Origin of the sequence: Pandoraea pulmonicola, from assembly GCF_000815105.2 — a bacterium.
In the GTDB taxonomy this organism is placed as follows: Bacteria; Pseudomonadota; Gammaproteobacteria; order Burkholderiales; family Burkholderiaceae; genus Pandoraea; species Pandoraea pulmonicola.
On sequence record NZ_CP010310.2, the window covers coordinates 4,226,551 to 4,248,328 of the forward strand.

At 65.8% G+C, this 21,778-nt stretch carries 23 protein-coding genes and 2 tRNA genes; 14 read left to right on the plus strand and 11 right to left on the minus strand.

Features of this window, described 5'->3' with window-relative positions:
* Positions 1–160: 160 nt before the first annotated feature.
* Both RO07_RS17955 and RO07_RS17960 read left to right on the plus strand, forming a co-directional pair.
* Positions 161–640: an Lrp/AsnC family transcriptional regulator gene (locus tag RO07_RS17955; RefSeq protein WP_039404572.1), complete on the plus strand. Its 480-nt coding sequence runs from the start codon at positions 161–163 to the stop codon at positions 638–640.
* The gene (locus RO07_RS17960; RefSeq protein WP_084072680.1) at positions 633–1,577 is read left to right on the plus strand and encodes a DMT family transporter; all 945 of its coding nucleotides are present in this window, start codon (positions 633–635) and stop codon (positions 1,575–1,577) included. The genes RO07_RS17955 and RO07_RS17960 overlap by 8 nt, the downstream gene beginning before the upstream one ends.
* Before the next feature lie 53 nt (positions 1,578–1,630).
* Here RO07_RS17960 and RO07_RS17965 read toward each other — a convergent pair whose 3' ends face one another.
* Positions 1,631–2,389, minus strand: coding sequence for an SDR family NAD(P)-dependent oxidoreductase (locus tag RO07_RS17965; protein ID WP_039412752.1), 759 nt, complete (start codon positions 2,387–2,389; stop codon positions 1,631–1,633).
* Between the two features lie 229 nt (positions 2,390–2,618).
* Here RO07_RS17965 and RO07_RS17970 point away from each other — a divergent pair, with 229 nt between their 5' ends.
* Entirely contained in the window at positions 2,619–3,524 is a 906-nt protein-coding gene (locus tag RO07_RS17970) for a LysR family transcriptional regulator (RefSeq protein ID WP_039404575.1), read from the plus strand.
* 47 nt (positions 3,525–3,571) lie between these two features.
* Here the strand turns inward: RO07_RS17970 and RO07_RS17975 are convergent, their stop codons facing one another.
* Positions 3,572–4,231: a TetR/AcrR family transcriptional regulator gene (locus RO07_RS17975; protein WP_039404580.1), complete on the minus strand. Its 660-nt coding sequence runs from the start codon at positions 4,229–4,231 to the stop codon at positions 3,572–3,574.
* Positions 4,232–4,446: 215 nt separating this feature from the next.
* Between RO07_RS17975 and RO07_RS17980 the strand changes: the two genes are divergently transcribed.
* The 4 genes from RO07_RS17980 (at position 4,447) to RO07_RS17995 (ending at position 7,451) form a co-directional block, all read left to right on the plus strand.
* Positions 4,447–4,866, plus strand: a complete 420-nt coding sequence (locus tag RO07_RS17980) for a YybH family protein (protein WP_039404581.1) — start codon at positions 4,447–4,449, stop codon at positions 4,864–4,866.
* Positions 4,867–5,035: 169 nt separating this feature from the next.
* Positions 5,036–5,464 (plus strand): VOC family protein, encoded by a 429-nt coding sequence (locus RO07_RS17985; protein WP_039404584.1) that lies wholly within the window; start codon positions 5,036–5,038, stop codon positions 5,462–5,464.
* A gap of 287 nt (positions 5,465–5,751) precedes the next feature.
* Positions 5,752–6,681 (plus strand): ABC transporter ATP-binding protein, encoded by a 930-nt coding sequence (locus RO07_RS17990; protein ID WP_039404587.1) that lies wholly within the window; start codon positions 5,752–5,754, stop codon positions 6,679–6,681.
* A gap of 8 nt (positions 6,682–6,689) precedes the next feature.
* The gene (locus RO07_RS17995) at positions 6,690–7,451 is read left to right on the plus strand and encodes an ABC transporter permease (RefSeq protein ID WP_039412755.1); all 762 of its coding nucleotides are present in this window, start codon (positions 6,690–6,692) and stop codon (positions 7,449–7,451) included.
* A gap of 63 nt (positions 7,452–7,514) precedes the next feature.
* On the opposite strand, the gene RO07_RS18000 is transcribed toward RO07_RS17995, so the two are convergent.
* Positions 7,515–8,129, minus strand: coding sequence for a glutathione S-transferase (locus tag RO07_RS18000; protein WP_039404590.1), 615 nt, complete (start codon positions 8,127–8,129; stop codon positions 7,515–7,517).
* Positions 8,130–8,412: 283 nt separating this feature from the next.
* Between RO07_RS18000 and RO07_RS18005 the strand changes: the two genes are divergently transcribed.
* Together RO07_RS18005 and RO07_RS18010 are read left to right on the plus strand one after the other, a co-directional pair.
* Positions 8,413–9,102 (plus strand): type 1 glutamine amidotransferase domain-containing protein, encoded by a 690-nt coding sequence (locus tag RO07_RS18005; protein WP_039404592.1) that lies wholly within the window; start codon positions 8,413–8,415, stop codon positions 9,100–9,102.
* Positions 9,099–9,632 (plus strand): GNAT family N-acetyltransferase, encoded by a 534-nt coding sequence (locus RO07_RS18010; protein WP_084072681.1) that lies wholly within the window; start codon positions 9,099–9,101, stop codon positions 9,630–9,632. Before RO07_RS18005 ends, RO07_RS18010 begins: the two co-directional genes overlap by 4 nt.
* 143 nt (positions 9,633–9,775) lie before the next feature.
* On the opposite strand, the gene RO07_RS18015 is transcribed toward RO07_RS18010, so the two are convergent.
* Together RO07_RS18015 and RO07_RS18020 are read right to left on the minus strand one after the other, a co-directional pair.
* Entirely contained in the window at positions 9,776–10,297 is a 522-nt protein-coding gene (locus RO07_RS18015) for a DUF1993 domain-containing protein (RefSeq protein ID WP_039404594.1), read from the minus strand.
* A gap of 151 nt (positions 10,298–10,448) precedes the next feature.
* On the minus strand, positions 10,449–11,042 hold the full coding sequence (locus RO07_RS18020) for a nitrogen fixation protein NifQ (protein WP_052266697.1): 594 nt from the start codon (positions 11,040–11,042) through the stop codon (positions 10,449–10,451).
* A 327-nt stretch (positions 11,043–11,369) separates the two neighbouring features.
* Here RO07_RS18020 and RO07_RS18025 point away from each other — a divergent pair, with 327 nt between their 5' ends.
* The 3 genes from RO07_RS18025 to RO07_RS18035 all read left to right on the plus strand — a co-directional run bounded on the left by RO07_RS18025 (position 11,370) and on the right by RO07_RS18035 (position 13,339).
* Entirely contained in the window at positions 11,370–12,104 is a 735-nt protein-coding gene (locus RO07_RS18025; protein ID WP_039404595.1) for a YoaK family protein, read from the plus strand.
* A gap of 192 nt (positions 12,105–12,296) precedes the next feature.
* Positions 12,297–12,833 carry a hypothetical protein gene (locus RO07_RS18030; protein ID WP_039404597.1) on the plus strand — a complete coding sequence of 179 codons (537 nt, stop codon included), beginning with the start codon at positions 12,297–12,299 and terminating at the stop codon, positions 12,831–12,833.
* Positions 12,834–13,021: 188 nt separating this feature from the next.
* Complete coding sequence (locus RO07_RS18035; protein WP_039404599.1) at positions 13,022–13,339, plus strand: VOC family protein; 318 nt, start codon at positions 13,022–13,024, stop codon at positions 13,337–13,339.
* A 74-nt stretch (positions 13,340–13,413) separates the two neighbouring features.
* Here RO07_RS18035 and RO07_RS18040 read toward each other — a convergent pair whose 3' ends face one another.
* Positions 13,414–14,340, minus strand: coding sequence for a DMT family transporter (locus tag RO07_RS18040; protein WP_039404602.1), 927 nt, complete (start codon positions 14,338–14,340; stop codon positions 13,414–13,416).
* A gap of 126 nt (positions 14,341–14,466) precedes the next feature.
* Here RO07_RS18040 and RO07_RS18045 point away from each other — a divergent pair, with 126 nt between their 5' ends.
* A complete protein-coding gene (locus tag RO07_RS18045) occupies positions 14,467–15,234 on the plus strand; it encodes an AraC family transcriptional regulator (RefSeq protein WP_052266698.1) in 768 nt (255 codons plus the stop codon).
* 37 nt (positions 15,235–15,271) lie between these two features.
* Positions 15,272–15,568 carry a YciI-like protein gene (locus RO07_RS18050; RefSeq protein ID WP_039404605.1) on the plus strand — a complete coding sequence of 99 codons (297 nt, stop codon included), beginning with the start codon at positions 15,272–15,274 and terminating at the stop codon, positions 15,566–15,568.
* Positions 15,569–15,780: 212 nt separating this feature from the next.
* Here RO07_RS18050 and RO07_RS18055 read toward each other — a convergent pair.
* From RO07_RS18055 to RO07_RS18075, 5 genes are all read right to left on the minus strand, one after another.
* Positions 15,781–15,856: transfer RNA gene (locus tag RO07_RS18055), tRNA-Glu, on the minus strand.
* A gap of 16 nt (positions 15,857–15,872) precedes the next feature.
* Positions 15,873–15,948, minus strand: a tRNA-Ala gene (locus tag RO07_RS18060).
* A gap of 149 nt (positions 15,949–16,097) precedes the next feature.
* Positions 16,098–17,306: a DSD1 family PLP-dependent enzyme gene (locus RO07_RS18065; protein ID WP_418303690.1), complete on the minus strand. Its 1,209-nt coding sequence runs from the start codon at positions 17,304–17,306 to the stop codon at positions 16,098–16,100.
* A gap of 63 nt (positions 17,307–17,369) precedes the next feature.
* Positions 17,370–20,420: an FAD-binding and (Fe-S)-binding domain-containing protein gene (locus RO07_RS18070; RefSeq protein WP_039404609.1), complete on the minus strand. Its 3,051-nt coding sequence runs from the start codon at positions 20,418–20,420 to the stop codon at positions 17,370–17,372.
* A gap of 16 nt (positions 20,421–20,436) precedes the next feature.
* Positions 20,437–21,714 (minus strand): MFS transporter, encoded by a 1,278-nt coding sequence (locus RO07_RS18075; protein WP_039404611.1) that lies wholly within the window; start codon positions 21,712–21,714, stop codon positions 20,437–20,439.
* Positions 21,715–21,778 lie beyond the last annotated feature (64 nt).

The window sequence follows — 21,778 nt, forward strand, 5'->3', positions numbered from 1 at the left end:
TTACGCACCAGTTATCAGGAAACCTGTCATCTACCGGAGACCTTGCCGCACGAGACAATTGGCGAACGGCCAAATAGGCTAGTATTGCGGCACTGTCGCCGACCGAGCGGCCAATTGACTGGAACGCCGGCCCTTATCCAGGGCTCGAGCGCAATGTGGTATGGAACTCGACGCCATTGATCTGAAGATACTGCGGGAGCTGCAAGCCGACGCCCGCCTCACCAACGTGGAACTCGCTTCGCGGGTGCACCTGTCCCCGTCGCCGTGCCTCGCGCGCGTCAAGGCGCTCGAGGCCGCGGGCTACATCCGACAGCGCGTGACGCTGCTCGATCCGTCCCGTCTCGGGCTGCACATCAACGTCTTCATCCACGTCACTCTCGAAAATCAGAATCGCGACGGCCTCGATGCCTTCGAAGCCGCCGTCACCGCATTGCCGAACGTCATGGAGTGTTACCTGATGTCGGGCGATGCCGACTATCTGCTGCGCGTCATGGTGAGCGACATGAGCGCCTACGAGACATTGATCACCGATCGCCTGTCGCGCATTCCGGGCATCCGCAACATCCGGTCGAGCTTCGCGCTCAAGCAGGTCATGTACACCACGGCCGTGCCGGTGCCCGACGCGGCGAGCGATGCCTGAGACTGCGTCGTCCGCCGTCGCACGCACGCAATCGCCGCACGGCGGCGCCAGCCATCAGATCGCGCTGCACGTCGCCGCCATGCTGTTCGGCGCCTCGGCGCTGTTCGGCGAGCACATCGCCGCCTCCAGCACCGTGATCGTATTCGGGCGCGGGCTCTTTTCCTGGTTCGCGCTCACGGTCATCGCCATGGCCGGGCTCATGGGCCTGCGCGGCGCGACACGCCTGTCGGGCGGTGCGCCGTGGCGCGGCCTGCCGGCAAGCGCCGCCCTGCGGCTCGTCACGGCCGGTGTGCTGCTCGCCGCGCACTGGCTCGCGTTCTTCCTCGCCATCAAGGCGGGGGGCGTCGCCGTCGGCACGCTCGGCTTCGCCTGCTTTCCCGCATTCGTGATCCTGCTCGAATGGCCGCTGCGCCGGGAACGCCCCACGTTGGGCGACCTCGGCGTCATCGGCCTCGTGTGCCTCGGGCTCGCGCTCGTGACGCCGGCCTTCGACTGGCAGGCGGGCGCAACCGTCGGCCTCGCGTGGGGCGTGCTCTCCGGCGCCATCTACGCGGTGATCGCGCTGTCCAACCGCGTGCTCGGCGCGCAGGCGTCGCCGCTTCAGGCGAGTTGGTGGCAATGCCTGGGCATCGTGCTCGTGCTCGCCCCCTTCGCCTGGCGTGAAGCGATCGCGCTGCCTGCCGTGCAATGGGGATGGCTCGCGTGCCTCGGCGTCGTGTGCACTGCCCTCGCCTACACGCTTTTCATCCACGCGCTGCGCACCGTCAAGGCGAGTCAGGCAGCGGTCGTGATCGCGCTCGAACCGGTCTACGCCATCGCGTTTGCCTGGGTGCTGTTCGGCGCGTCGCCCACGTTGAAGATGGCGATCGGCGGCGTGTGCATCGTCGGCGCCGTCGCCTGGTCCGGATCGATGCGCTCGCGCCGCGCGTCTCGCTGAGCGACGCGAACGCCCGACGGTGTCGGGGATCCTGCGGCGGGGCAGGCGCCACGTTAGATGAACATGCCGCCCGACGCCTCGATGCGTTGCGCATTGATCCAGCCCGTCTCGTCGGCCAGCAGCGACGCCACCATGCCGCCGATGTCGTCCGCTTCGCCCACACGGCCGAGTGCCGTGTTCGCGGCGACCATCCGGTTCACGCCCTGGTTGTCGCGCACCGTGCCGCCGTTGAAGTCGGTGGCAATCGCGCCCGGCGCGACCGTGTTGGCGCGAATGCCGCGTGCACCCAGTTCCTTCGCGAGATAGCGCGAGAACACTTCGACGCCGCCCTTCATCATGGCGTAGGCCGATGCACCCGGCAGCGAGAATCGCGCGAGACCGCTCGACACGTTCAGAATGCGGCCGCCGTCGGCGATCAGCGGCAGCAATGCCTGCGTGAGGAAATATGGCCCTTTCAGATGCACGCGCACGAGCTCGTCGAACTGTGCTTCGCTCGTCTCGGCAAACGCGGCATGCAGGCCGGTGCCGGCGTTATTGAGCAGAAAGTCGAACGTGTCGCGCTTCCACACTTCGTGCAGCACGCGCCGGATCTCCGCCGCAAACGGCGCGAACTGCGTGGAATCGGCGACGTCGAGCGGCAGCGCCACGGCATTCGCACCGAGCTTGCCGATTTCGGCGACGACGGCGTCCGCTTCGGCGCGCTGGCTGCGGTAGGTGAGGATGACGTCGATGCCGCGACGTGCCGCCGCCAACGCCGACGCACGGCCCAGACCACGGCTACCCCCAGTGATGAGAACGATCTTGCGAGTCATGGTGATTCTCCTGTAAGCATCGGGCCTTGCCACGTGGGCATCGACCCCGTCGAACGACGCATCGACCGGCGTCTGCGCCCATCGATGCGTCACGTCTTGCCGTCGCGTCAACATCGGACGTCTCGGTAGGTTCAACATGCTATTGCAACGAATTTCACCAATAAATCAGTTGAATTTAATTACACTGATCAAATCTCGATAACAATCGAACGACCGATCGCGACCCGCCATGCATCAACTCGACGCCATGCGCATCTTCGTCCGCGTAACCGAAACCGGCAGCTTCACGCAGGCGGCGGACAGCCTCGGCCTACCGCGTGCGAGCGTCTCCAACGCCATCAAGCAACTCGAAACCAGGCTGGGCACGCGCCTGCTGCACCGGACCACGCGGCGCGTGCAGCTCACGCAGGACGGACGGGCGTGTCTCGAGCGATGCAAGGATCTGCTCGCCGACATGGAGGAGTGGGAGACGATGTTCGTGGCGCGTGACGAAGCGCTCACGGGCCGTCTGCGTGTCGATCTGCCCGCGACGCTCGCGCGCACGACGGTCATTCCGCAGTTGCCGGCATTTCTGGCGCAGCATCCGGCGCTGCAGGTGGAGTTGTCGAGCACCGACCGGCGCGTCGATCTCGTGCGCGAGGGCTTCGATTGCGTGCTGCGAGCGGGCGCCATCGTCGACTCGACGCTGATCGCCCGGCCGCTGGGCCACATGCGGCAGATCAACGTGGCGAGTCGGGCATATCTCGCCCGTTATGGCGTGCCGGAAACGCTCGAAGACCTGAACCGCCATCAGTTGATTCACTACACGACCACGCTCGGCACACGCCCCACGGGTTGGGAGTACTTCGATGGCGAGCGCTACGCGCAGTGGCCCATGGAAGGCGTGCTCACGGTGAACAATGCCGACGCGTACCAGGCGGCGTGCCTGGCCGGGCTGGGACTGATTCAGGCGCCCGAGAGCGGCGTGCGTGCGCATCTGGCCGACGGAACGCTGCGCGAGGTGCTGCCGGGGTATCAGGCCGAGCCGCTGGCCGTCACGCTGCTGTACGCGAACCGGCGTCATCTGCCTCGCCGCGTACAAGCGTTCATGAACTGGCTGGCCGACCTGCTCACGCCGCGCTTGACGCCACTGTGAAGCGGCGAGTGCACCACCGTTGCACCATCATCGGCATCATCGCCCCCTCACTGCGCCAGCCCACGCTCGACCATCGCGACGAGCCGTTGCCCAAGGACGTCGACCTGATCGTCGGGCAAGTCGCGTAATGGACCGTCGATCACCAGCACCGACAGCCCGTGCACGGCCGCCCAGGCCAGATACTCGGCGCCGGGCCGTTGCGCCGGACCGATGATGCCGGCGGCGAGCATGCCGTCGAGCGCCGCCCCGAGCAGTTCGAACGGATTGAGCCCGCTTGCCCCGGCCTTGGCCGGATCGGCCGGTGAGCGCACATTCTCCGATGGCGCGAACGCCGTGCGGAACAGCCCCGGCTCGGCGCGTGCGAAATGAAGATAGCCAATGCCCACCGCCCGCATGCGCGCCCGCGCGAGCGCCACCCTGTCGAGCGAAGGCATCGCGATCAACGCCGAGAGCTCGCGCTCGATCGACACCGCCAGCTCCGCCAGCGCCGCCGAGCGCACGGCGTCGAGCAGATCCTGACGATTCGCGAAGTGCCGGTACGCGGCATTCGGAACGACCCCGGCCCGGCGCGTGGCCTCGCGCAGAACCACGGCATCCGGCCCGCCGTCGCGCGCCAGCGCCACCCCCGCTTCCAGCAGCGCCCGGCGCAGATCGCCATGGCGATACGTCGTGCGCGCCGACCTGGTCGTGACTTCCTGTTCTGACATTACAACTCCTTGTGGACAGTGTCCATTATGTCTGCTATTGTTTGTGGACGTTGTCCACAAAGACAAGCGGCATCGCACCAGAACTCGGCAGATCGCCCTGGAGAGCATTGCGATGGGCGCTGATGTGGCGTTGCGGGGCCGCGCCGGAGGCGCCGTGAAAGTCGTCGCTGTTGCAGTCCCCATCGATGGTCGCTCGTTTTGCATCAGGAGGCACTATGGTTGAGACGTATCCCGCACACGGCGACGAAGCCGCAATTCGTGCGATCAACGCGGCATGGCTCGACGCCGTGCGCAACAAGCAGGTCGGCACCCTGCTCGAGCACTACGATCCCGATGTGGTGGTGTTCGACGTGATGCCACCCACCGAGCATCGCGGCCATGACGCCTATCGCCGCCTGCTCGAAGGCTGGTTCGGCCACACCGTGGGGCCGATCCACTTCGAAGTCACGCAATGGCATCTCGAGCGCGCCGGCGAACTGGCGTTCAGCCACAGCGTGAATGTCGTACGCAATACCGGCCCGGACGGCCAGACGCATGGCGCGACCGTGCGCGCGACCGTCGCATACCGCAAGTCGCAGGGCCGTTGGCGCGTGGTGCACGAGCACGCGTCGGTGCCCATGACGTTCGCGCCCTGACGCCGTCGGCATCCTCATCGCATCACCCGTCGTATTGCCTGTCGCACCACACATCAGGTAGTCGCATCACGTTGTCGCGCCGGTCGTCCCGACGGCGTCGCGTTTCACCCGCAGGTTGACCGGGGGGCGCCGGATTTCCCCCTTTTCCAGACATATTGAGGAGCGTTCCATGCAAGTCCATTCCTATCTGTTTTTCGAAGGCCGTTGCGAAGAAGCGATCGAGTTCTACAAGAAGGCGCTGGGCGCCAGGCCGGGCATGCTCATGCGCTACGGCGAAAGCCCGCAGGGGTGCCCCGAGGGCATGATCCCGCCGGGCAGCGAGCAGAAGATCATGCACGGCGAGATCACCATCGGCGAAACGATGCTGATGGTCTCGGACGGCAGCGTGAGCGGCAAGCCGAAATTCGACGGCTTCTCGCTGTCGGTGGACTTCCCGGACGCCGGCGCCGCCGAGAAGGCTTTCAATGCGCTCGCCGACGGCGGCTCGGTCACGATGCCGCTGGGACCGACCTTCTTTGCCAAGACGTTCGGCATGGTCAAGGACCGCTTCGGCATGCAGTGGATGGTGATCGTGCCGCAGGAAATGCCGAAGGGCTGACGCCCGGCCACGCACGTACGTTCTGTCGTAGCGTGGCGGGTGGATACCGGGGCACATCGCGGACTGGCAGTCCGCGAATTGCCCCTGTGTCCGCCCGGCGTTAGATCGCCGTCCGACTGCCTGTCGCTCATTGCCCGACCTTCGCCCGTCTTTGGTTGTCTTCGGCCGTCCTTGGCCGCCCCTGCGCGGCGCCCGGCCTGCAAGGGTCCAATGCCCGATCGCGCCCGTTCACCGTCGGTACAACACCTGTCCAACACATCAGCCAAGCCTGTGCTATCGTCGCCGCCATGCCATCCGTGATCTCAATCCAGAATCTGTCGAAGACGTACGCGACCGGCTTCCAGGCGCTCAAGAACATCAACCTGGACATCCAGCGCGGCGAGATCTTCGCCCTGCTCGGCCCGAACGGCGCCGGCAAAACGACCCTCATCAGCACCATTTGCGGCATCGTGCGTCCGACCTCGGGCACGATCACCGTCGACGGTCACGACATCGTCACGGACTACCGTGCCGCGCGTGAAGCCATCGGCCTCGTACCGCAGGAGCTGACCACCGATTCGTTCGAGTCCGTGTGGGCCACCGTCTCCTTCTCGCGCGGCCTGTTCGGCAAGCCGGCGAATCCGGCGCACATCGAAAAGGTGCTGCGCTCGCTCTCGCTGTGGGAGAAAAAGGACAACCGCATCATGCAGCTCTCGGGCGGTATGAAGCGGCGTGTGCTCATCGCCAAGGCGCTCTCGCACGAGCCACGCGTGCTGTTCCTCGACGAGCCGACCGCCGGCGTGGACGTCGAACTGCGCCGCGACATGTGGCGTCTCGTCCAGTCGCTGCGCGAGACGGGCGTGACCGTGATCCTCACCACGCACTACATCGAAGAGGCCGAGGAAATGGCCGATCGCGTGGGCATCATCACTGGCGGCCAGATCACCCTCGTGCAGGAGAAGACGGAGCTCATGCGCCGTCTGGGCAGCAAGCAGCTCACGCTGCACGTCGCCGAGCCGCTCACGAGCGTGCCCGAGTCGCTCGCCGCATACGGCCTCACGCTCGGCAACGCCGGCCACGAACTGGTGTTCTCCTACGACGCCAACATCGAACAGACGTCCATCGCCGCCCTGCTGCGCGACGCGGAGCGCGCCGGCATTTCGGTGAAGGATCTGAACACGACGCAGAGCTCGCTCGAAGACATCTTCGTCTCGCTCGTGCACAAGAAAGAAGGATGAGCCGCGCCATGAATTTCTACGCCGTCAAGGCGATCTACAATTTCGAGATGGCGCGCACGCGTCGTACGCTGATGCAAAGCATCATCTCGCCGGTCATCTCGACCTCGCTCTATTTCGTAGTGTTCGGCGCGGCCATCGGCTCGCGCATTCCGGAGATCGAGGGCGTGCCGTATGGCGCGTTCATCGTGCCGGGCCTCATCATGCTCTCGCTGCTCACGCAGAGCGTCTCGAATGCCTCGTTCGGCATCTACTTCCCGCGCTTTACCGGCACCATCTACGAGCTGCTCTCGGCCCCCGTGTCGTACATGGAAATCGTGGTGGCTTATGTGGGGGCCGCGGCGACGAAGTCGATCATTCTCGGCGTGATCATGCTGGGCACGGCCGCGCTGTTCGTGCCGCTGCGCATCGAGCATCCGCTGTGGATGGTGCTGTTCCTGGTACTGACGGCGGTCACGTTCAGCCTGCTCGGCTTCATCATCGGCATCTGGGCCGATGGCTTCGAGAAGCTGCAGCTCGTGCCCCTGCTCATCATCACGCCGCTCACCTTCCTCGGCGGCAGCTTCTACTCGACGCATATCCTGCCGCCATTCTGGCGCACCGTCACGCTGTTCAATCCGGTCGTGTACTTGATCAGCGGTTTCCGCTGGAGCTTCTATGGACTGGCGGATGTGAGCGTCGAAGTGAGCCTGGGCATGACGCTCGTGTTCCTCGCTGTCTTCCTCGCCGTCGTGGCCTGGATGTTCAAGACGGGCTACCGTCTCAAGAACTGAGTGGCGGCCGGACGGCTGGACCGTCCGGTACCCGTACGCGCCGCGACGGTCACTTCGCGGATTTCAGAGCGGCGGCGTCTCGCGGAATGCGGGCAGCGCCTCCGCTCGCGCCGAAAAGCTGGCGAGCTCCGGAAACTCGCTGCCGAAGTCGACCTCCGGCAGCAGCAGTTGATGAAAGCGCCACGCCACAGCCACCGTCACGCCATGCTCGCCGATCTGGTCCGGTGTGGCCACGATCGGCACCTGCGCGAGTTCGCGTTCCAGCGCATGAAACGCCGCATGCACCTGCGTGCGCACCCGATCCGTCCAGGGCGCATGCCGCTTCTCGCTCGGACGCAACTCCCGCTCGTACACGAGCTGCACCGACTTCTCGCACGCGGCCAGCGCCAGCCCCGTGAGCCGCAGCGCGCGCAAATGCGCGGCCGGATCGACGGGCACCAGACGCTGACCGGGATCGACCAGCGATTCCAGATATTGCAGGATCAGTGTGGAGTCCATGAGCACCGTGCCGTCGTCGGTGATGAGCGTCGGCGCCTTGACGACGGGATTGATCGTCGCGAATTCGTCGAACGTGCGAAAGACCGAGAGCGCGCGATGCGTGTACGGCAGCCCGAGCAGCTTGAGGCAAATGGCCGTGCGACGCACGTATGGGGAATCCAGCATTCCAATCAGTTGCATGTGTCGCTCCTGTGAGTGGCAGCGAATGTTGCTGCCGATATCGGCACGTTCAGTGGTTCGCGTCGATCGATGACAGCGGGCTACGCCCGCATCCGCACCAGCATAGCGGACGCCTGTCGGCGCGCAAATCGAATTCGATTGCGCTTTCCTGTGAATATCTCTCACAAGCGGGTGCCGGCGAGCGCCGCCGATGGGAACCCGCTACGCCGCCGTCTGTCATCTGCGAGTGACCTGCATGACAGGTAGAATGACTCGCATGGCCGATTCGACAGGGAGACGTTTCATGAACATCCTGATGGTGCTGACCTCGCACGACCGCCTCGGCGACACGGGCAAGAAGACCGGCTTCTGGCTCGAGGAGTTCGCCGCCCCCTATTACGTGTTCATCGACGAAGGGCTTGGCGTCACGCTGGCATCGCCTGCCGGCGGCCAGCCGCCGCTCGATCCGAAGAGCGACGAGCCCGACGCCCAGACGGACGCGACACGCCGCTTCCGCGAAGATCCCGATGCGCAGAAGGCGCTCGCCAATACGCTCAAGCTGGCCGACGTCAAGGCCGATGACTACGACGCGCTTTTCTATCCTGGCGGGCACGGCCCACTGTGGGATCTGGCGCAGGATCCGAACTCCATTCGCCTGATCGAAACCTTCGAGCGTGCGGGCAAGCCCATCGGCTTCGTCTGCCATGCGCCGGGTGTACTGCGACAGGTGCGCGCCGCGAACGGCGAGCCGCTCGTGCGCGGGCGTCACGTCACCGGCTTTTCCAACGATGAAGAAGCCGCGGTCGGTCTGACCGACGTGGTGCCGTTTCTCGTCGAGGACGAGTTCAAGCGACTCGGCGGGCTGTACGAGAAAGCGGAAAACTGGCAGTCGCATGTGGTCGGCGACGGCCGGCTCGTGACGGGTCAGAATCCTGCCTCCTCGGAGGAGGCCGCACGTACCGTGCTGGCCATGATGGAGCCGCGCCTGCCATGAGCATCGCTACCGCCGCCGTGGATGTGAGGCGCCTGGTGCCGGCCGACGCGCTCGCCTTTCAAGCGTTGCGGCTGTCCGGGCTGCAAGCCTACCCGCAAGCGTTCGGGTCGAGCTACGAGGAGGAGAAGGACTGGCCGATCGAGCGCGTGCGCGAGTGGCTGGAAGTGCGCCCCGACGCCGGTATATTCGGCGCGTTCGACGAGACGGGACGGCTGATCGGCACCGTCGGGCTGGCGCGCCAGAAGCGCCCCAAGTTCGCCCACGTCGGCTCCCTGTGGGGGATGTACGTGCACCCCGACGCGATGAGACGCGGCGTCGGCCGTGCGCTCGTCGACGCGGCGCTCGCGCTGGCGCGCTCGCAACCGGGTCTGCGCCACGTCACGCTACAGGTGAGCGCCGACAATCGTCCCGCCATCGCACTGTATCAATCGTCAGGCTTCGTCGAAATCGGCCGCGAACCCGGCGCCATGCGCGTGGGCAACGAGTTCGTGGACGAGTTGCGCATGTACTTGCCGATCGCGACCCGCTGACGCGCGTGCAGCATGGTGCACCGCGGTGCATCAAGACCTATCGAAGCGTGTCGAGCGCCCGTAGCGGAGGCCGGCGTATCCGGCACGCGACGATATCTGTGCGGCACCCGCCCGACCATCGTCGGGCTCGGTGCACCTCGCGCTCAGATCTTCTCCATCTCGTACGGCCCCAGGTAATCGGCCTTGCCAACTTTCACGCCCTGCGCGCGCAGGATGTCGTGCGCGGTCGTCAGGTGGAAATAGAAGTTCGGCAGCGCGAATTTCAGCAGGTAGTCGATCGCGCCCATCGTGGTCTGGTACTCCTTGAACTTCAGCGTGATGCTGCGCGCTTCGGCCCCTTCGAAACGATCTTCCAGAATCCCGGCAACGTACGCCTCGGTGTTCGCGATGCGATCGCGCAACTGGTCGAACGTCGTCTCGTTGTCTTCGAACCGCGGCGACTCGGTGCCGGTCAGACGGGCCACGGCGAACTTCGACGTATCGCTCGCGCGCTGGATCTGGCCGATGAAGTCGAGCATGTCCGGCGCGAGCTTCGCCTTGAGAATCGTGTCGGCATCGAGGCCGGACGCCTCACAATGCGCTCGTGCCGTCTTGATGTAGTCGGCCATGACGGTCAGGCCGCGCAGATAGACAGGGATCGTGGCGCGATAGAGAGAAATCGACATCGAAAAACTCCTCGGAAGATGGGGCCCGCGAGCCAAAATGACATGCTAGCAGCGCTGAATGAATCGCGCCGTGCAACGGGCAGTTTTCAGGGGGACTTCCGAGGCGCTTCGAGACACTTCCGAGAGACTTTGCGGGCGAGTCCGAGCGCGATCAGCGCTCGCGGGACATCGCGTCGGGATCGGCGGGCGCGCTCGTCTGACGCAGATGTGAAAAGCACTCGCCGTACGCCTCGCAGCCGGGACATCCCGGCGCGGGAGCGGGTTCGCGCCCGTAGGCGCGCGCGCAGGCTTCGGCAAGGAAGCGCTTCCAGCGCAGATTCGCCGTATTTTCGACGACGAGCGACGGGAAGAAATGCGTGAGCAAAGCCGTGACATCGTCGCGCGAAGTGAGGCCGAGATCTCGCCACAGATGGTCGGGCCGCAGGCACGCGGTGGCGAGCACGGTCGCCATGTCGGCCGCATCGGCGGGATGCAGGATCGGATCGGCGCGGCGGCGCAACATCTCGCGCATCTCCATGACGAAGATGGCGTGCGACGCCCACGCGGGCGTCGGCAGCGACGCACTCAGCGTCTGCCAGCCGGCGGCCACCGGGGAAAAATGGCGACGCAGCAAGCCCGCGAGCGCGGCGCCGGAGAGTCCGAGGCGCGCGATGCGCTCCGGGCTCGCGTTCGGTGCGAGCAGCGACGCGAAGATCGCCGCTTCCGCGCGCGAATGCGATGGGGTGAGCAACAGCGGATCGGTCATGCCATTCGCAGAATCAGGTAGCAACGCCGTGCGGTCGGCGCCATGGGATTACGTCGGGGCGCGCTAGGGAGCAGTAGGGGCGCACCAATGCCGTAGCAAGACAAGCGGCCACCCTCGCCCGCCGCTTTCCACGCCCGCGAAACCACCGCGCAGGCAAGTCAGACGTTGGTCGGATGGCGAACGCCCGGTACCGCGTGCAGTATAGCGGGTCGTCCCGAAGTGGACCGTCGTCCCGCGGTGATATGCTACATCAGCGCACCGAGCGGTGAATGACAGGCCGCGCAGGACGTGCAGAACCTGCCACGATCACCGCCAAAGGAGCTGCCAATGAGTACCCCTCGCCGCATCCCCACGCCGAACGAAGCGGCATCCGTCGCGCGCGCGTGGGTGAGCCACTTCGCGAAGCCCATCTACATCGGCATGACGCTCGCGTTCATCGCGGGCTACATCGACGTCGTCGGCTTCATCGCGCTGTTCGGCCTGTTTACCGCGCACGTCACCGGCAACTTCGTGATGATCGGCGTGCAACTGGTCGCGGCGACGCATGTGGGCGTGGTCGCCAAACTGCTCGCGTTGCCGGTGTTCGTCATCTTCGTCGCCATGGTCAAGCTGGTCGTGCAGGCCTTCTCGCGCACCGAGCGCCGCCCGCTGCGCCTGCTTCTCGCCGTGCAGACCCTGCTGCTGCTCGGCTTCATGATCATCGGGCTGGCCGCGCAGCCAATGCTCTCCGCCGACGCCCCGCTTGCGATTCTCTCCGGCATGTTCGGCGTGGCGGCCCTTGCCATTCAGAATGCCGTCGGGCGCATCGTGCTGGCCGACCTGGCGCCCACGACCATCATGACCGGCAACACCACGCAGATCGTCATCGACATCGTTGAATTGGCGAGCGGCGATTGCGGCGACGGCTCGGCCGCGCGCGCTCGCCTGCGCAAGATGATCCCCGCGCTGGCCGCGTTCGCCGTCGGCGCGATTTTCGGCGGGTTCGCCTATCACGGCGCGGGCTTCTGGTGCGTGTTGCTGCCGGTCGCTCTGCTCGTGGCACTGGCGCTCGCGAACGAGTAGTCCGCACAGGGCAGCGGGGTCCATACCGAGTCCACGCGTCCGCGCTTCGGCCGGACGCGGTAAAATCGGCACCTTCGCACACCCTGCCGAATGTCCCGGCGTTCTTCGCAACGCCTCGGTGCCGGCGCGGTTCCAACATCGCCGGGGGCGCCGACCTATCGCGTCCCCAAGCCTCACCACCGACCGCCGACAGTGACCGTTACCGCCTCCACTCCAGCCTCAGATACCGCCTCCGATCTCCCGCCGAGCGACGACACCTCCGCGCACGGCGACGCCGTTCACGAAGACCGTCTGTGGCGCGACGATGGCTGGACGGCCAAGGTCGTCAAGAACGAGGAAGACGACGGCTGGGCCGTCGCCATGTACAAGGACGGCGAGTCGGAGCCCGCACTCGTCGGACCCTGGACGATGGGGCGCGACAAGAAGAATCCGAAACCGCTCGACGTCGGCGCATTTCACACGCTGGTGAAGACGGCGGCCGAAGTGCTGCGTCGTCACGAGCAGCAATTGCACGCGCAACTGCACAAGCGTGTGAGCGTCGACGGACCGGATGGCGACATCGACGTCACGCTCGACATCGTGCCCGACGACTACGATCCATATGCAATGCTCAGCGCGGTGGATCGTTTCGGCGAGACGATCGCGTCGGTCAAGGTGCCGCCGACGTTCAAGCTCTCGCGCAACAGCGCACGTGCATGGGTCGAGAACGACTTTCGGCGCCCCCAGTGAGCGCCCGCTTCACGCTTTCCATGCTACCCCGCTAGCCCATTACGTCGAATACCGGGATATCCCCCCGTCTGGTTAGCGCGGCGCGAGCTCCCTAAGATCGGACTTCACCGGCGCGTCGCCCGCCGCCCAAGCAAGCACTCACATGGCGACGCGTCGGAATATCGCAACGTCCGCTCAGGAGCCCGCCCATGAAACGCTTTCACATCGCGCTTGCCGTGCGCGATCTCGACGAGTCCATCGCAGACTATTCTGCCCGCCTCGGTCAGCCACCATCGGCGATCGTGCCCGGCGCCTACGCCATGTGGCGCACCGACCTGCTCAACTTCTCGATCAACCAATCGCCCGGGCGCGCGGGCGAGCTGCGGCACGTCGGATTCGAAGACGACGAAACGCCGGGGTATGCGAGCAGCACCGACTGCAACGGTCTGCTGTGGGAAGCCTTCTCCACCGAAGAGCAGGATCGTCGGATAGTGAGCACTTACGGGGTCGCGGTGCGCAACGCCTGACCGCCTGACACTTGCACGCGGAGGAATCTGCGACAGTCTGCAGACTCCCCGCCCCACCGCGTCCGCTATGCCCGTCAAGCCGGGACTTCGTCCGATTCGTCGGGCACGGCCTGCGTACCGAAGCCCGGCAGCGGACGCTGCCAGCGCTGCGCAATGAACACGCCGACAAGCGCGACGCCGCCGCCGATCACGTGGAACGCGTGCAAGCGCTCACCCAGCATCACCACGGCAATCGCGGCCGTCATCACCGGCAGCACATTGATGAACATGCTGCAGCGATTCGGCCCCAGGTGACGAATGCCCTGAATCCAAAGGATCGGTAACAGGATCGACGCTCCCAATCCCGCATACAGCACCAGCGGCACGGTCGCCATGTTGAGCTGCGCCTGCCCCTCGGGCACGATAGCCACCATCGGGATCATCGTCACGAGCGCCGCCCATGCCTGCACGTAGGTCGACTGCGCCGGCGGCACCGCGACGTGCCAGCGCCGCAGCAGCACGCTGTACAACCCGTAGGAAGCCGACGCGATCAACATCAACACGTCGCCCAGATGCACGCCACCGTCGAGCAGTTGCGACGGATGTCCCTGTCCGATCAGGTAGACGAGACCCGCCAGCGAGAGCAGACCGCCGACGAGCATGCCCAGCGTCGGCGGCTCGCGCAGCAGCACGACGCTCCAGAGCAGCGTCAGCAACGGGGCGAGCGCCGTCACGATGGCCATGTTCGTCGCCGTGGTGCTGTGCGCCGCGAGATACGACAGGCTCTGGTAGAACGACATGCTCAGAAAGCCGAGGAAAGCCAGCTTGGCGAGCTGCGGGCGGATATGGTGCCAGTTGCGCGCGAGCGGCCGAATGACGAACGGCGTCATGACAGCCAGCGCCAGCACCAGTCGATAGAACGTGATGGCCGACGGCGCGATGGCGGTGGCCGAGAGCTTCGAGACGATGACATTGCCCGCCCAGAGCAACATGGCGCCGAGCGGATACAGGAAGTACCCCATGGTGATTTTCCGCAAATGAGAAAGGTGGAACGAGAACTGCGAAGCGCCATCGTCCGTGATGTCAGGCGGGGTGTCTCGCGCTAAAATGCCGAAACCTGCCTCAAAAAGGACAACGAGAGCCGGCCGATGGAGACCCACCCGAGAGATCACCTGCGCTTCGAGAGCACGCCCATGCCGATGGCGGCCATGGCGGTCGACTATGCGCACAACGAGTTCATCGCGTCGCACAGCCACCGTCGCGCGCAACTGCTCTATGCGATCGAAGGCGTGATGATCATTGCGTCGGCCTCCGGACGCTGGGTGGTGCCACCCACGCGCGGCGTGTGGCTGGCTGCCGGACTCGAGCACACCGTGCGCATGAGCGGCAACGTGAAGATGCGTACGGTGTTCGTCGAGCCCGGCAACGAACCGTTGCCCGACACGAGTTGCGTGGTGGAGATCACGCCGCTCATGCGCGAGTTGATTCTCGCCGCCATCGACGTGCCGCCGGACTATGCTCCGGACTCGCGCGACGCCCGGCTCATGCGCCTGCTGCTCGACGAACTCATCGCCCTGCCGGTGCTGCCACTTTACTTGCCGTGGCCAGCCGATACGCGCCTGGCGCGCGTGTGCGAGCGACTGATGCATGCACCGTGCGACGATGCGACCATCGACGAATGGGCGCACGCCGCCGGACTGTCGGCGAAGACCTTCCAGCGCGCCTTCGCTCGCGAGACCGGGGTGACGTTCGGCCGCTGGCGTCAGCAAGCGCGACTGTTGCAAGCGCTGGAGGCGCTCGCCCGCGGCGAGAAAATCGTCAATGTCGCACTCGATCACGGCTACGCCAGTCAGAGCGCCTTCGCCGCGATGTTCAAGCGCCACTTCGGCGTATCGCCGTCGGCGTTCTACCGATAACCTCAGAACATTCTCGTCATTTCACCGGAGACCTCGCATGCATTACCTGCTGACTTACGACCTCGTCGACGACTACCTCGACCGGCGTGGGCAATATCGCGACGCCCATCTCGCGCTCGCATGGCAAGCCGCCGAACGCGGCGAACTGCTGCTTGCCGGTGCGCTCGAATCGCCGGTCGACGCGGCGGCCCTGCTGTTCGAAGGCGACTCGCCGGCGGCGGCAGAAGCCTTCGCAAAGGCCGATCCATACGTGGTGAATGGGTTGGTGAAATCTTGGCGCGTGCGGCCGTGGAAAACCGTCGTTGGCAAGACGGCAAGCTCGCCGGTGCGCTGAAGGCGGAGATGCAGGAGGAAAACGCCGCGCGGCATGGCGACGTGCCATGTGCAATGCGATCCGCGGCATCGGTTTGCGCGTCACCCGGCGACAAAAAACTCGCAGAAAAAACAAAACGCGCTTGGCCGTGAAGCCAAGCGCGTTTGTCGACAACCGATTTTCGTCGCGTGTTCGAAACGATTCGACTCGTTTGAACCTCACGCCGATGCATCTGGCGTCCCCTAGGGGATTCGAACCCCTGTACTCACCGTGAAAGGGTGATGTCCTAGGCCTCTAGACGAAGGGGACCTAAAGTCTTCCGTTTTGGTGGAGGTAAGCGGGATCGAACCGCTGACCTCTTGCATGCCATGCAAGCGCTCTCCCAGCTGAGCTATACCCCCGTACGGCGAAGAAGTGAGACTATAGCGCAGGTTGCGGAACTTGGGAAGCCCCTCCTCCAAATATTTTGCCGTGGCCGGGTCCTCACCCGGGCGTCCGGCCGATCACTGTGAGGGCCGCCGCCCACGGCAGAGGCAACAGCCACGCATCCCTACTGACTCAAGCCACGCGCCTCGATGGGCCACAGTCCCTCGACCCGTCCGTGGCGCACCGCGACGTACCGGTCATACAGATTGACGGTCGGATCGCAATGCCCCGGCACCAGCAGGATCGGCTCACCGAGCCAGGCGTCGCCGTCCTCGTCAGGCGACGCGAGTTCGAGCACACCATGCTCGTCGGACGCCGTGCGGTAATGGGGCTTTCCGGCCTGCTGCGACGACCAGAAGCGCGGCAGGCCGGAATCGGTGGCCACACTCTTGAGGCCTGCGTCGCACACGACGATGCCCGCGCGCGCGGTGCTCATGATCGTCGACGCGAGGAACAGCCCATGCCGGAAGCGCCAATCGTCACGCCATTCCAGCGAACCGTAATGCCCGTCGAGGAACACATACGAGCCCGGCTGAATTTCCGTGTAGACGCCGCTGTCGATGTCGAACTCGGCCGTGCCCGTGCCGCCGCCCGTGACCACCGGGCAGACGATGCCACGCGCCTCCAGAAACCGCACGTAGGCGGCCGCGCGCTCGGCCGCCAGACGGGCAGTATCGCGACGCCGGTCCCAACCCTCGATGTGCTGCGCACTGCCGTGATACGCCTGGATGCCGCCGAAGCGCAGCCCTTCGTAGTGGTCGATGGCGTCGATCAACCGCGCCACCTCGTCGGTCGAATCGACGCCGCAGCGCCCCTGCCCCACATCCACTTCCGGCAGCACGGCCATGCGCACACCCGCGCGTTGTGCGGCCTTGCCCAGTGGCGCGACCTGACGCACGTCGTCCACGCAGACCGAGAGCGTGACGCGTGCGGCCAGCGCCACCGCCAGCGCCACACGCGCCTCGCCCACGAACTCGTTGCTGATGTGGATGTTGCCGATGCCGGCGTTGACGAACGGGATGGCCTCGGTGAGCTTCTGGCAACAAACGCCGACCGCGCCCGCGGCCATCTGCTCGCGCGCGATGGTCACACTCTTGTGCGCCTTCGCGTGCGGACGCACGGCCACACCGCGCGCGGCTGCCGCGCTCGCCATGCGGGCGACATTGGCGTCGAACGCGTCGAGGTCGAGCAGCAGTGAGGGCGTGGCAATCTGCGCGAGCGTGTCGCCGACGCGCGCCACGGGCGGCACGGCGATCGTATCGGTGGCAACATCGGCGGCAACGCGCGAACCAGACGAACCAGACGAAGCGGACAAGTCGTACGAATCGGACATCACAATCCCTTCAAGGAGAGGCACGGGACGTTGCGGCTCATGCAGTCACCTCATGCAGGAAACTCACGCAGGCAGCGCTCGAGCCAGCACGCACGCCACGTGGATCGCCTCCGTCTGCGCGCCGTCATGAATCTGATGCCGGCAACTCGTGCCGTCGGCGACGACGATGGCGTTCGCGCTGCGCTGCCGGATCGCCGGTAACAGCGACAACTCCGACATGGCCCGCGACGTGTCGTAATGCTCCGCCTCGTAACCGAAGCTGCCCGCCATGCCGCAACACGACGATTCGATCGATGATACCTTCAGCCCCGGCAGCCAACCAAGGACGGTCGTGACCGGCGAGTAGGCGTCGAACGCTTTCTGATGGCAGTGTCCGTGCACCAGCGCCTCGTTCGCGCCATCGGGCAGCGCTTGCCATGCCACGTCGAAGCGCCCGGCCGCTTTCTCGCGAACCAGAAATTCCTCAAAAAGAAACGCATTTTCCGCCAGCTTGCGGGCAGCGTCGCCGAAGCCGTAGCCGAGCACCTCGTCACGCAGCGACAGCAGGCACGACGGTTCGAGCCCCACCACTGGCACACCCTGCTCGACGAACGGCATCAGCGCATCGAGCAAACGCTTCGCCTCGGCCTTGGCTTCGTCCACCAGGCCCGCGGCGAGGAACGTGCGCCCGCAGCACAGCGGCCGCTCGCCCGCGCGCCGATTGACGTGAACCGTATAACCAGCCGCTTCGAGCACGCGCCTCGCGGCCTGCGCGTTCTCCGGCTCCATGTAGTTGTTGAACGTATCGACGAAGAGCACCACCTGTCGCTCGCTGCGTGCGCGCCCGGGCCCCGACGGGAGCGGCGTCTGCCGCGACAGGAACGACGGCTTCAGTGCCGGCAGCGAACGCTCTAGCGCCAGGCCGAGCCAACGCTTCGCGGCGTCGCTGCCGGGCAAGCGTTGCGCGGCAGCGAGCAGGCCGCCGACGCGGCTGGCCCAGGGGGCATAGCGCGGCAGATACGCGATGAGTCTGTCCCGGAGCGAGACGCCGTGACGCTTCGCCCGCGCGTGACGCGCCTCGATCTTGAAGCGCGCCATGTCGATGCCGGTCGGGCAATCGCGCTTGCAGCCCTTGCACGACACGCATAAATCGAGCGCGGCCTTGACGTCGTCGCTCGCCAGCCCGTCGTCGCCCAGCTGTCCGGAGACGGCCAGCCGCAACGTGTTGGCGCGCCCGCGCGTGACATGCTGCTCGTCGCGCGTGACGCGATAGCTCGGACACATCGTGCCCGCATCGAATTTGCGACAGTGGCCGTTGTTGTTGCACATCTCGACGGCCGACGCGAGGCCGTGCGTGGCGTCCGTGCCCGTGTCGGGCGCCGTCTGCTCGCCCGTGAGCGCGTCGCGCCGCACGTTCCACGCCGTCCAGTCGAGCGCCGGCGCGAACGGCTTCGCGGCGTAGCCCGGCGCGAAGCGGAACAACTCGCGTGTGTCCATTTTCGGCGGACGGACCATCTTGTCCGGATTGAAACGGTTCTCCGGGTCGAACAGCTGCTTGATCTCGCCGAACGCCGCATTCAGGCGCGGTCCGTACTGCCATGCGACCCACTCGCCCCGGCACAGCCCATCGCCGTGCTCGCCGGAATAGGCGCCCTTGTATTCGCGCACGAGCGCCGCCGCCTCCTCGGCGATGGCGCGCATCTTCACGGCGCCGTCGCGGCGCATGTCGAGAATCGGACGCACGTGCAGCGTGCCCACGCTCGCATGTGCGTACCAGGTCCCCTCTGTCCCATGCCGATGGAACACCTCGGTCAGACGCCGCGTGTACTCGGCGAGATGCTCGAGCGGCACCGCGCAGTCTTCGATGAAGGACACCGGCTTGCCGTCGCCCTTCATGCTCATCATGATGTTCAGCCCCGCCTTGCGCACTTCCCACAGCGCTTTCTGCGGGCCGGCCTCGGGCATCTTCACCACGCAGTCGGGCAGGCCGAGATCGCCCATCAACGCGGCGAGATCGTCGAGCTTGCGACGCAGCGCGGTGGCGTCGTCGCCGGCGAACTCGACCAGCAGGATCGCCTGCGGATCGCCCACCAGCGCCTTCTCGATCACGGGTCGGAATGCGGCGTTGTCCATCGCGAGATCGATCATCGTGCGATCGACCAGCTCCACGGCCACCGGCCCGAGCTTCACGATGTGCCGCGTGAGGTCCATCGCCTGATAGAACGTGGGGAAGTTCACCACGCCGAGCGTCTTGTGCGCCGGCAGCGGCGCGAGCTTCAGCGTGATCTGACGGCTGTAGGCCAGCGTGCCCTCGGAGCCGACGAGCAGATGCGAGAGGTTGGCCACGCCGTCGTCGGTGTACGCGCGCGGATTGAGGCAGTCGAACAGATCGAGGTTGTAGCCCGCCACACGGCGCAACACACGCGGCACGCGCTCGCGCAACTCGTCGCGCTCGCGCAGGGCGATCTCGCGAACGCGCTCCAGAATCGTGCGCATGCGCGCGTCCGCAGGCGGCGTGTGCAACGAACCGAAGTGGAGTTGGGCGCCATCGGCGAGCACCGCATCGATACCCAGGACGTTGTGCACCATGTTGCCGTATTCGATGGAGCGCGAGCCGCAGGAGTTGTTGCCCGTCATGCCGCCGATGGTGCACTGGGCGGCCGTCGACACATCGACCGGGAACCACAGGCCGTGCGGCTTCAGCCACGCATTCAGATGGTCCAGCACGATCCCCGGCTCGACGGTGACGGTGCGCGCCTGCGCGTCGAACGCCACCACGCGGTTGAGCCACTTGCTGTTGTCGATGACGAGCGCTTCGCCGACCGTCTGACCGCACTGGCTCGTGCCGGCGCCGCGTGCGAGCACCGGCACGTGTTGATCGCGTGCGACGTCCAGCGCGCGAATCAGATCGTCCTGGTCGCGCGGCACGACCACGCCGATCGGGAAGATCTGATAGATCGACGCATCGGTGGCGTAGCGACCCCGGCTTGCGCGATCGAACAGCACGTCGCCGCGCAGTTCGCGACGCAGCCGTTCCTGCAATGGCGTGAGCGCCACGCCGCCGCGCTGCGCCGGCATCAGGCGCACCGGCTGGCTGACAAGGTTCACGCGGGCGTTCGATTGCGGATTCATCATTGTGCTGGCCGATGCGTCAAGCGGGTTGGCGTGCGTTGCTCGCTGCGGCGACTTCGCCGGCCATCGAGAACTTGCTTTCCGGTTGCATGCGGAACGCCAGCACCACGCCCACGGCCATCAGGACCATGCTGCCCACGAACGGCAGTTCCCAGTTGCCCGTACGGTCGATCAGATACCCCGAGAGCACCGGCGAGATGATCGCGGCGAGCGCCGAGCCCGTGTTCATCATGCCGCTGGCCGTGCCCGAGTATTCCGGTGCGATGTCCATCGGAATCGCCCACATCGGCCCGATCGTCATTTCGGCGAAGAAGAAGCCGAAGGCGAGGCAGGCCATCGACACGTACAGATGATGAGTGAACATCATCGGCACGAGCGAGATCAGCGTGAGCAGCATGCACACCGACACCATCCAGCTGCGCGCACGCTTCAGGCTGCCCGTGCGCTCGTAGAGCTTGTCCGTCACGATGCCGCCGAGCGTATCGCCCACCACCCCGGCGAAGAACACGCTCGACGCGAACAGCGCCGATTTCTTCAGATCGAGGTCGTAGCTATGCAGGAAGTACTGCGGAATCCACGACAGGAACAGCCACAACGTCCAGCCGTAGCAGAAGTACACGATGGTCACGGGCACCATGCGTTTGAAGAGCGGACCCCACGGCACCGACGCGCTCTTGGCCTTGAGCGCCGGCAGGACGGCGAGCTCTTCGGGGGTGATGCGCGGATGATCCTGCGGGCGTTCGGTAAACGTGAAGCCCCACAGCACCACCCACACGAGGCTCACGATCCCGCACAGGTAGAACGACTCGCGCCAGCCGTGCGTGGCCATGATGAAAACGACCACGGCCGGCGCCACCGCATTGCCGATGCGCGAAGCCGCGTGCGTAATGCCCTGTGCAAAGCCGCGCTTTTCCTTGGCGACCCAGCGCGACATCGCCGACGTGGCCGCCGGGAACGTGGCGCCTTCGCCGAGCCCGAGCAGCAGGCGGGCGAGCAGCAGCGTGACCAGGCCGCCGGCCATGCCGGTGAGGATCGTCGCCACGGCCCACAGCCCGCCGCACACGAGCAGCGTGCGCTTCGCGCCGAAGCGGTCGCTCACCCAGCCTCCGATGATCTGGAAGACGAGATAGGGATAGGCAAACGCGGAGAAGACCAGACCGATTTCGGTCTTGCTGAGATTGAATTCCTTGCCGAAGCCGGCGGCGGCAGTACTGACGTTGACGCGATCCAGATAGGTGATGAAATACATGACGCATAACATCACCAGCACGACCCTTGTCGCTCGGAAAAGCTTCATTGCATGTCTCCTGGAACATCCTGTGAAGCGCGTCCGCCAGACATGGATCGGCAGCTCGCGCGCG